8 protein-coding genes are annotated in these 10,762 nt (G+C 37.1%); 4 read left to right on the top strand and 4 right to left on the bottom strand.

Annotated elements, in window-relative coordinates; genetic code table 11:
- Window positions 1–37: 37 nt before the first annotated feature.
- On the top strand, window positions 38–2,020 hold the full coding sequence (locus tag EDC58_RS06840) for a methyl-accepting chemotaxis protein (protein ID WP_123352774.1): 1,983 nt from the start codon (window positions 38–40) through the stop codon (window positions 2,018–2,020).
- Window positions 2,021–2,106: 86 nt separating this feature from the next.
- Here EDC58_RS06840 and EDC58_RS06835 read toward each other — a convergent pair whose 3' ends face one another.
- From EDC58_RS06835 to EDC58_RS06820, 4 genes are all read right to left on the bottom strand, one after another.
- Window positions 2,107–3,279 (bottom strand): ammonium transporter, encoded by a 1,173-nt coding sequence (locus EDC58_RS06835; protein ID WP_123352773.1) that lies wholly within the window; start codon window positions 3,277–3,279, stop codon window positions 2,107–2,109.
- Window positions 3,280–3,303: 24 nt separating this feature from the next.
- Window positions 3,304–3,642: a P-II family nitrogen regulator gene (locus EDC58_RS06830; RefSeq protein WP_123352772.1), complete on the bottom strand. Its 339-nt coding sequence runs from the start codon at window positions 3,640–3,642 to the stop codon at window positions 3,304–3,306.
- 150 nt (window positions 3,643–3,792) lie between these two features.
- The gene (gene purT / locus EDC58_RS06825) at window positions 3,793–4,962 is read right to left on the bottom strand and encodes a formate-dependent phosphoribosylglycinamide formyltransferase (RefSeq protein ID WP_123352771.1); all 1,170 of its coding nucleotides are present in this window, start codon (window positions 4,960–4,962) and stop codon (window positions 3,793–3,795) included.
- Window positions 4,959–5,498, bottom strand: a complete 540-nt coding sequence (locus EDC58_RS06820; RefSeq protein ID WP_123352770.1) for a Uma2 family endonuclease — start codon at window positions 5,496–5,498, stop codon at window positions 4,959–4,961. Before EDC58_RS06820 ends, purT begins: the two co-directional genes overlap by 4 nt.
- Before the next feature lie 81 nt (window positions 5,499–5,579).
- On the opposite strand from EDC58_RS06820, the gene EDC58_RS06815 reads away from it, so the two are divergent.
- From EDC58_RS06815 to EDC58_RS06805, 3 genes are all read left to right on the top strand, one after another.
- On the top strand, window positions 5,580–5,804 hold the full coding sequence (locus EDC58_RS06815) for a FeoA family protein (protein WP_123352769.1): 225 nt from the start codon (window positions 5,580–5,582) through the stop codon (window positions 5,802–5,804).
- 12 nt (window positions 5,805–5,816) lie between these two features.
- On the top strand, window positions 5,817–7,865 hold the full coding sequence (gene feoB, locus EDC58_RS06810) for a ferrous iron transport protein B (RefSeq protein ID WP_123352768.1): 2,049 nt from the start codon (window positions 5,817–5,819) through the stop codon (window positions 7,863–7,865).
- Window positions 7,866–8,042: 177 nt separating this feature from the next.
- Window positions 8,043–10,472 (top strand): ribonucleoside-diphosphate reductase subunit alpha, encoded by a 2,430-nt coding sequence (locus EDC58_RS06805; RefSeq protein WP_123352903.1) that lies wholly within the window; start codon window positions 8,043–8,045, stop codon window positions 10,470–10,472.
- Window positions 10,473–10,762: the final 290 nt, after the last annotated feature.

The raw sequence follows: 10,762 nt of genomic DNA, 5'->3' as shown, positions 1-10,762 counted from the left end.
GCCGATATAAATAATAGCTAAATTTTAAGGAGGAAGTATGAATTTCATTCACAAGCTCTCGCTAAAAACCAAAGTAATTACGGTAGTATTGCTTTCTATTATCATGATTGTCTATTTTACCGGCAAAGAGTTGGTAAGACATTTTGATTTTGAAAAGAAAAAAGCACAGTTGACTGAACTTATCGTACTTAGTGAGTCATTAAGCAAACTAATTCACGAAACCCAAAAAGAAAGAGGTATGAGTGCCGGATATTTAGGAAGTCACGGAAAAAAATTTGCAGAAATGCTTCCTAAACAAAGAGCGCTAACGGATGAGCGTATTAAAGAATATCTTCAAGTTCTAAAAAAACTCGATTTGGCTAAATATTCTCCAGAATTTAAACAAGAGATTGAAAAATTAAACCAATATTTAAAAATGCTCCCGGAGATTAGAAATAAAGTGGATAATTTTCAAATTTCTTTACAAGATGAAGTTAAGTGGTACTCTCAAATGAATGCCACTATTTTAAAAATCATCGGTTATGCTGCAAGATTTGCGCCTAATGAAAAAATCGGTATGGACCTTGCCGCTTATACTTCGTTTTTGAAAGCAAAAGAAAGAGCGGGGATTGAAAGGGCGGTGCTTAGTGCAACATTCGGTGCGGATAAATTTGCTCCGGGAATGTATACTAAGCTTATAAGATTAATATCAGAACAAGATGCATATATTGACGACTTTTTAACTTTTGCAAACAAAGAAATGAAAGATCTTTATTTCAAAACAATAAAAGAACCTGAGTTTGCGGAAGTACAAAGAATGAGAGATATTGCTATTTCTCATCATAAAACGGGTGGATTTAATATCGATCCTGAATATTGGTTTAAGACAATTACTAAAAAAATCAACGCTCTAAAAAGAATTGACGATAATATTGCAAAAATTATTATGCAAGATTTGAATTCGATTAAAGACCATGCGATTATGGAAGCGATTATCGGAGCGATTTCAATTTTAATAGTACTATTCTTATCATATTTCATTATCAGATCGTTTACATTACAATTAAACAGTCTTAAAAATCTGATTTTAATGATTGCAGAAAATAAAGACTTATCTATTGAAGTATACATTTACGAAGATGACGAATTCGGTGATATTAGAAAGGCATTAAGAACGTTCTTGGCTTCGCTTCATGAAGTTATGATGAGCGCTCATACAAGCTCTATCGAAAATAAACAAGTTGCGACAAATCTTGAAAAATCATTCGGTTCAATCACCGAAAATATACAAAAAGAAGCGAATATCGTAACAAACGCTTCGGAAACTACAAACGAGCTTAGAGAAAAATTAAACGAAGAAGCGGAAAACTCAAACGAAGTCAAAAACGCTATCGTGGATGCAAACGAATCATTGCAAGAAGCAATTAAGCTTATTGAAGATACAATGAGTAATATTCAACTAAATGCTGAAAACGAAAACGAACTTGCTATGAGATTACAACAACTATCTCAAGATGCGGAGCAAGTTAAAAACGTATTGACAGTTATTAGAGAAATTGCCGATCAAACGAATCTTCTTGCTCTAAACGCCGCAATTGAAGCAGCAAGAGCAGGAGAGCACGGAAGAGGGTTTGCGGTAGTTGCCGATGAGGTTAGAAAATTAGCTGAGCGTACTCAAAAATCTCTTGGCGAAATAGACGCTACTATTAACGTAATCGTTCAAGCGATTAATTCGGCAAGTACGGATATGAATAAAAATATCGAAAACGTAAATAGAGTAACGGAAAAAACAGGCGAAGTACAAGGTAGAATCCAAGAAGTATCTACAAAAATGGAAGAAGTGGTCGTAAAAGTGGACCAAAACGTAGAAGAAGTGGAAAAAGTTGTAAAAATTATGGAAGATTTCATCAAAAAAATGAACGAAATTCAAAAACTCTCTTCCGAAAACAAAGAAAAAGTATTATCAAATCAATCTTACATCCACAGAATCGCAACTCTTGCGGACGAACTTTTAAAAGAGATTTCACAATTCAAAATTTAATCGAAATCTCTTTGTTTCTTTTTTTAAATGTAAAATTCAGTGTCTGAGTATTTTACGGATATAAAAAAGAAAAAAGAAGGAGGAAATCAGATAGCTCTTTTGAATTCAGGATAGCTTTCAATCCCGCATTCGCTAACGTCGAGCCCTTCGATTTCATCTTCTTCATTCGCTCTAAACGGAACGATTTTATTAATTGCCCAAATGATAATATAAGACGCCACAAACGCAAAAATTCCTACAACTACAACACCTTTGATTTGAGCTGCAAGACTAACGCCTTTACCCCAAATTCCGGTAGCGATAGTTCCCCAAATTCCGTTTACAAGGTGAACTGATAGAGCACCGACAGGGTCGTCAAGTCTTAATTTATCAAAGAATGGTACCGCATAAAATACCAAAATACCACCGATAAGACCTATTAGTAAAGCTGCATACGGGCTAACAACATCGGCTCCAGCCGTAATTGCTACAAGACCACCCAACGCTCCGTTTAAAATCATAGTAATATCGAATTTTTTGTATGTTAAGTAGCTTAGCACCATTACTGCAAGTCCGCCTATTAATCCTGCGTTGTTTGTATTCATAACAACAAGAGCTACCGTATTTGCCGCTTCTTTGCTCGAAATACTTCCTACACTTCCGCCGTTGAATCCGAACCAACCGATCCAGAGTAAAAACGCTCCTAAAACTACAAGAGGAATATTACTTGCCGGAATTACTCTAACTTTTCCGTCTTTTGTGTATCTTCCTTTTCTCGGTCCGATAATTAAGATAGCCGCAAGTAGTGCCCAAGCACCTGTCGAGTGGATGACTGTAGAACCGGCAAGGTCGTGCATTGCCGAAATATCAAGGAACGTACCTTTTAGCATATTTGCACCCCAAGTCCAATTCACTACAAGAGGATAAATAAGCCCCGCCATAAAAATAGTAAAAATCGCAAGAGGAATAATTCTTGTTCTTTCGCTCACACCTCCGCTCATAATATTCACTGTTTTACCGACGAATGCAAGTTGGAAAAGAAATGCCGCATACATACTCATACTGCTTCCGTCCCATCCGCCGAATGCCAATACATATCCCCATAAGAAAAATACGAGACTCGCTACAAGATAAATCATCGTATTTACTGTAAGTACCGCAGTTACGTTTTTCGTTCTTACAAGTCCGGCTTCAAGCATTGCAAAGCCGGGAACCATAAGGATAATTAGCGTAAAGGCAAATAACGCAAAAAAGGTATCAAGAGCCCATGCTAAATCCATAATATCTCCTTTAGTTTGTTATTTTTAGATAGCTTCTTCGTCTTCTTCGCCCGTTCTGATTCTGATAGCTTTTTCTACAGGAATTACGAAAATTTTTCCGTCCCCGATTTTTCCTGTTCTTGCGCTTTCTTGAATAACTTCGAGTACTTTTTCGAGTTCGTCGTCTTTTACGACAAGTTCGATTTTGATTTTAGGTAAGAAATCCACAACATACTCCGCACCTCTGTATAATTCCGTGTGACCTTGTTGTCTTCCGTGACCTTTTACTTCACTAACCGTAATACCGCTAACACCTGCTTCAAATAACGCTTCTTTAACATCATCAAGTTTAAAAGGCTTGATAATAGCTTCTACTTTTTTCATTCTCTCTCCTTGAGGATTTTTTTACAACTTAATCATATTAAAATGTTTTAGGTAATTGTGTAACATAATTGATTAATTTTTAATCAATTAAAGAAGTTTTTTTAATTTAGAGTTAATTTTTTGTATAAAAAGTAGATAAAGAAGGAAAAATTAGAAAAGTTTTATTTTTCCTATAAGCTCTTTTGCTCTTTTTAAAGCTTCTTTTGATGTTTTGTCACTTACCAAAAGCACTCCCATTCTACGTCCCGGATGAGCTTCAGGTTTTCCAAATACTATAAAGCGGCTTTTATCACTGAAAACTTCAGGGTCTATTTCGAATTGAGGGATATAAGAATCTTTGTCGGCTTTAAACGCAGCAGATGCTCCCGGAGTTAAAAATTCAAATCCAAGAGGCAGGTTTAGTACCGCTCTTATATGAAGAGCAAATTCGCTTTGGCTTTGAGTGATTAAGGTAACAAGTCCGGTATCGTGAGGACGAGGGGATACTTCACTAAAATAAACTTCATCTCCTTTTACGAACAGCTCGACTCCGAAAATTCCTCTACCTCCAAGACCTTCGACGATTTTTTTAGCGATTTCTTGAGATTTTTTTAAAGCGATTTCGCTCATTTCCATCTCTTGCCATGAGAAAATATAATCTCCTCCGCTTTGAATATGTCCGATAGGCGGACAAAATACGATTTCATTATCGTTTTTTGCCGTTAGCATCGTGATTTCATAATCAAAATCGATAAACTCTTCTACAATTAATTCATCCGCACTTCCTCTGGCGTCCGCTTTTGCGAATTCCCAAGCGGTAATTACTTCTTCGGGGTTTTTTACGATACTTTGTCCGTGTCCTGAAGAGCTCATAATAGGTTTTACGACTACGGGATACCCGAGTTTGTCGCATGCCGCTTTTAAGTCTTCGTATGTTGAGACGAATTCGTATTTTGAAGTTTTAAGTCCCAAAACTTCGGCTGCGAATACGCGTATATTTTTTCTATTCATAGTTTTATTTACGGCTTCGGCATTCGGTATTACGTGAATTCCTTCTTTTTCGGCTTCAAAAAGAGCTTCGATATTTATAGCTTCAATTTCAGGCAGTACGAAATCGGGCTTTTCGCGTCTTATGACATCAAGTACTTGAGCTTTGTTTTTCATATCTATGACGTATGATTTTTGAGCCACAAGCATAGCAGGAGCATTCGGATATCTATCCACAGCTATTACTTCACATCCTAAGCGGTTTGCTTCGATAGCCACTTCTTTTCCAAGCTCACCCGAGCCTAAAAGCATAATTTTTATTGATTTTGATTTTAGAGGGGTTGAAAGAATCATTTTTTACTCCTTAATTTTTTGAAAATCGTATCAAAATCTATTTCACCTTCGCATGAAGTGTCGGAAATTTTTAACTTTTCATTTGAAAAGTCGCCTATTTTTATGAATTTTCCGTTTTCATTTTTATATACTTTCGCTTTTAAAAATTCAGGATATGCCAAAATATAATATTTCACCATCTCTTTTTCATAAATGTCGAATTTGATTTTTTCATCTCTTTTTGCGGTCGATTTACTAACTACTTCTACGACGATTTCGGGTGCTTTTGTTATGTATTCGTTTTGTTCGTTGCATACTACGCTTACATCCGGTCTAAGTACCGTATCCTCTTCTACAATCCAATCTTCTTCCGCTAAAACCATACACTCTTCGCACTCTTGATATATTTTATTCAGTTCCACTACAAACATAGTTGTTAAATATTGATGAGATATTACGGGACTCGGAGCCATAGCTACGGGACAGCCGCGAATCAGCTCCCAATCGCCTTCCCATTTTTTATAATCGTCGTAGGTATAATATTCGACCAAGCACATTTTTTGCCTTTTCTTGATATTTGTCAAAAAAAATTTTTTTAGTTATTGATATTATACCAAACAAAGTATTAAGGAGTGGGAGTGAAACTAAACGAGCTGAATATCGGAGATGAAGCTATTGTAAGAAAGGTGTTCGCAAGCGAGCCTTTAAAAAGCAGACTTTTATCTATGGGTATTACAAAAGGCGAAAAAATAAAAGTTTTAAAACATACTCTTGCAAAAAATACTTTCGAAGTGGAAGTGAATAGAGTGCCGATTGCTCTTAGAAGCGAAGAAGCGGCGCTTGTTGAAGTTGAGAAAATATAATTTGGAGGTGTGATGAAAGAGATAAAAATAGCGCTTGTCGGTCAGCCGAATGTGGGAAAATCTCATTTGATAAACTCCATTTCGGGTGCGACTTTGCATGTCGGGAATTTCAGCGGCGTGACCGTCGAGAAAAAAGAAGTGGAATTCGAAAGGGGAGGCGTTAAGCTAAAACTGATAGACCTACCGGGGACATACTCTTTTCATGCTTATACTCCCGAAGAAGAGGTGACGAAGAAATTTTTGTTAAATGAAGAATATGACTTGATTTTAAACGTAGTGGATTCGAATCAGCTCGAAAAAAACCTCACTTTTACGTGGCAGCTTGCCGATTTGCAAAAACCGATGGTTGTCGCTTTTAATATGTATGACGAATTTGCAAGAGGCGGCGGAGAGATAGATACCGATAGATTTTATAAACTTACGAATATAATGGCTCAAAATGTCTCGGCAAAAGAGAATTTCGGGCTTGAAGAGCTTTTTGAAAAAGTAATAAAAACATACGAATTGAAAAACACTCCGAAAGTTTATTACAGCGAACTTGTCGAAGAGCAAGTGGAGAATTTGAAAAAGGTCGTTAAGGAGTGTAGATTTTCGAAAAGATTTATAGCAATAAGACTCCTTGAAGACGACGAAGACGTCTATAAAATAGTGCATGAAAAGGTGTGGTTTAGCGATCTTTTGCCTGTTTTGAAAAAAGCAAAAGACATTTTAAGAGGCGAATATGACGAAGAAGACACAAAAACGATACTTTTTGAAGAGAGATATGCTCTAAGCAAAGGAATGGTGACACAAATCGCAAAACGCCCTAAAAAAGAGACTTTGACCGAAAAAATAGATAAGATTTTGATTCATCCTATTTTGGGACTTCCTCTGTTTTTATTAATTATGTGGGCGATTTTTCAGGCGACTTTTAGTCTTGGTGCGATACCTATGGATTATATAGGAAAAGGTTTCGAGTCGTTTGCGAATTATATAGGCTCTTTGCTCCCGAGCGGTATCGTAAAAGACGCAATTACCCAAGGGGTTATACCGGCGGTGGGTGCCGTGGTGATGTTTTTACCGAATATTCTTATTTTGTTTTTGGGAATCAATCTTTTAGAACAAACCGGATATATGGCAAGAGCCGCGTATGTAATGGACGGAGTGCTCAAAAGATTCGGGCTTCAAGGAAGGGCTTTCATACCTTTGGTGACGGGATTTGGGTGTAGCGTACCGGCGTATATGGCCGCAAGAACGCTAAAAAACCCGAAAGACAGATTAATAACTATGCTTGTAATAGGCTTTATGAGTTGTGGGGCGAGACTGCCTGTTTATGTGTTGTTGGTGAGTGCGTTTTTCCCAAAAGAGATTCAAGGTAACGTAATGTTTGCCATTTATATAGGAGGAGCGCTCACCGGTCTTGTCGTGGCTAAAGTATTAAGAGCGGTACTCTTTAAAGGAGAGCCGGAACCTTTTGTTATGGAGCTTCCGAAATACAGATTTCCGAAGCTAAAATCCCTGCTTTTCGATTTATGGATAAAAACGAAACTTTATTTACAAAAAGCGGGTACTTTTATAGCGGTTGCATCGTTGCTTATTTGGGTTTTGAGTTCGTTTCCAAGAGCGGAAATTATCAAAAAATACGAAAATATGCCGCAAACCCCGCAGTTGCAGGCCAAAATGCATAAAGAGATACTTGAAAATTCGTATCTTGCGAGAATCGGAAAACTTATGGAGCCGATAACAAAACCGCTTGATTTGGGCTGGAGAGAAGACGTATCTTTAATGGCGGGGCTTGCAGCAAAAGAGAATATCGTATCGACTATGGCGGTACTTTACGGCAACGGAAGCAGCAATTCAAAAACATTAATAGAAAACATAAAAAAATCGCTTCCGTTTACGGCTGCTGTGGCTATGATTATCGTGATTATGTTTTATTCTCCGTGTCTTGCGGCTATGAGTACGTTTTGGGCTGAGGTGCCTCAGTGGGCTTGGAGACTTTTTTATACGGTCTATCCTAACGTATTCGCATATTTTGCAGCGCTTTTGGCTGTGAGTTTAATAAAATTATTCGGTGCCTAAATTTCGGGCTTTTTCTTCTTTTTCTTCAAAAAAAATTATTTTTGTGTTAAGTTTAAGGGAGACTTTAAGGTTTAGTTGATAAGATTACGAAATAGATAAAATCACTTCATTGTCAGATTGACAAGTTATCATTAGTTAATCATTTTTCATAAAAAAAGGAGATATATGTATCCGGGTATTACAGTTATAAAAAGAAACGGAAGACGCGAACCGCTTGATATTTCAAAAATCAGAAAATACACTCAAGCGGCTTGTGAAGGACTTGAGGGGGTCGATTTTGCAGAGTTAGAGCTCGATGCCAAGCTACAATTCAGAGACGGAATCACTACTGAGGAGATTCAACAAACCTTAATCAAAACCGCCGTAGATAAAATAGATATCGACAGACCGAATTGGAACTACGTAGCAGCAAGGCTGTTTTTATACGATTTGTACCATAGAGTAACCGGATTTACGGGATATAATCATCTAAGAGACTATTTCAAAAAGGGTGAAGAGGCAGGCAGAATTTTACCCGGATTGAAAGAAAAATACGACCTTGACGATTTAAACGATTACCTAAAACCCGAAAGAGACCTTCAATTTACATATCTCGGAATAAAAACGCTTTATGACAGATATATAATCAAAGACAAACAAGGACATCCTATAGAGCTTCCGCAGCAGCTTTTTATGGGTGTTGCTATGTTTTTGGCTCAGAATGAAACGAATCCCGAGAGTATTCCTCAAGAAGACAAAGACAAAGTCGATTTGAACGACCCGAAATCGATTAGAGGATATTGGGCTAAGAAATTTTACGACGTTATTTCTAAATTCGAAGTTATGGTGGCAACTCCTACTCTTAGCAACGCAAGAACCACACGCCATCAATTAAGCAGCTGTTATGTCGGAAGTATGAACGACAATATCGAAGGGATTTTTGACGATTATAAAGAGATGGCTCTTTTATCCAAATTCGGAGGAGGAATCGGTTGGGACTTTTCAAAAATAAGAGCGCTCGGTAGTTTTATCGACAATCACAAAAACGCGGCCGGAGGGGTTATTCCTTGGCTTAAAATCACAAACGACATTGCTATTGCCGTAGACCAGCTCGGTACGAGAAAAGGTGCTATTGCGGTATATTTAGAGCCTTGGCATATGGATATTTTGGACTTTTTGGATTTGAAAAAAAACAGCGGTGAAGAGAGAAGAAGAGCGCACGACCTTTTCCCGGCGCTCTGGATTCCGGATTTGTTTATGAAAAGAGTAATGGAAGACGGGCTTTGGACTCTTTTTGACCCGTACGAAACGAAAGATTTGACCGACCTTTACGGAGAAGAGTTCGAAAAAAGATATATCGAATACGAAAACGACCCGAATATCTCTAAAGAGACGATTAGAGCAAAAGAGCTTTGGAAAAAAATCCTGCTTGAATATTACGAAACGGGAAATCCTTTTCTTTGTTTTAAAGATAACGCAAACAAAAGAAACCAAAACGACCATGCCGGAATTATCAGAAGCAGTAACTTATGTACGGAGATTTTTCAAAATACGGAGCCGAATCACTATAAAGTAAAAGTGACTTTTGAAGACGAAAGCTTCGTAACATACGAAGAAGAAGAGGATGTGGAAGTTATAAGCGGCGGTGTTAAAGTAACTAAAAAAGCTAAAAAAATCACTTCTCTTGACGAAATTGACGGCAAAAAAGTATATATCGTAGAAAAAGTATCGGTCGGCGGTAAAACGGCTGTTTGTAACCTTGCGAGTATTAATCTTAGCAAAGTAAATACTCCTGAGAAAATTGCTAAGGTTGTGCCTATCGCTATTAGAATGCTTGATAACGTAATCGATTTGAACTACTATCCGGTTAGAAAAACGAAAGATACCAACTTAAGAAATAGAGCGATCGGGCTTGGTGCTATGGGTGAAGCTCAAATGCTTGCGGAAAAACAGATTTTTTGGGGAAGTGAAGAGCATTTAAGAGTGATTGACGAAATTTTTGAGGGTATCAGCTATCATGCTATCAACGCAAGCTGCGATTTGGCTAAAGAAAAAGGCGTTTATCCTGAATTTGAGGGTAGTAGATGGAGTAAAGGTATTTTACCTATCGATACGGCGAATGAAGAAGCTAAAAAACTCGTCGAAAGAGACCTCTTTAGCGCAATGCAATATGATTGGGAAGGTCTAAGAAAAAAAGTAAAAGAAGGTATAAGAAACGGATATTTAATGGCAATCGCGCCGACAAGTTCCATTTCTATTTTAACGGGTACCACTCAAACTATCGAGCCGGTTTATAAAAGAAAATGGTTCGAAGAAAATCTTAGCGGTCTTATTCCTGTGGTGGTTCCGAATCTTAGTGCCGATACGTATATGTTCTATACTCCTGCGTACGAGCTTGACCAAAGAGTTCTTGTAAAAGCGGCGGCTATCAGACAAAAATGGATAGACCAAGGGCAAAGTTTGAATATTTTCATTACTACCGACAAAGCGAGCGGAAAATATCTGCATGAAATCTATACTCTCGGATGGAAATTGGGACTAAAAAGTTTTTATTATCTAAGAAGTCAATCTCCGGAAGTAAATGAAGAAGTAATGGATAGATCGGTTGAGTGTTTCGGATGTCAGTAAGGGTGAATTAAGAAAAATTTGCGATATTATCAAAGCAGAAGTTGTCAAATGTAAAACTTATCTAACAATTTCCCGTATATTTTCGGGGGTTCTTTTTTTCCTTTTTATTTTTTTATATGAAAATTATTATCTTGATTTGTTTAGATATCATAAGTCTTATTTTGTCGTATTGTGGATTATTGTAGATTTTTTAATAGCTTTGTGGATTGCTAATTTTTTATGGATTTTTATTAAAGATTTTTTGAAGTTCTTATGCAAAAGAAAATTGAGAAAAATTTTTGGTGAAGATT

The organism is Caminibacter pacificus, from assembly GCF_003752135.1.
In the GTDB taxonomy this organism is placed as follows: Bacteria; Campylobacterota; Campylobacteria; order Campylobacterales; family Nautiliaceae; genus Caminibacter; species Caminibacter pacificus.
Note: the sequence above shows the minus strand (reverse complement) of the source record. Positions and strands in the feature narration are given on the sequence as shown.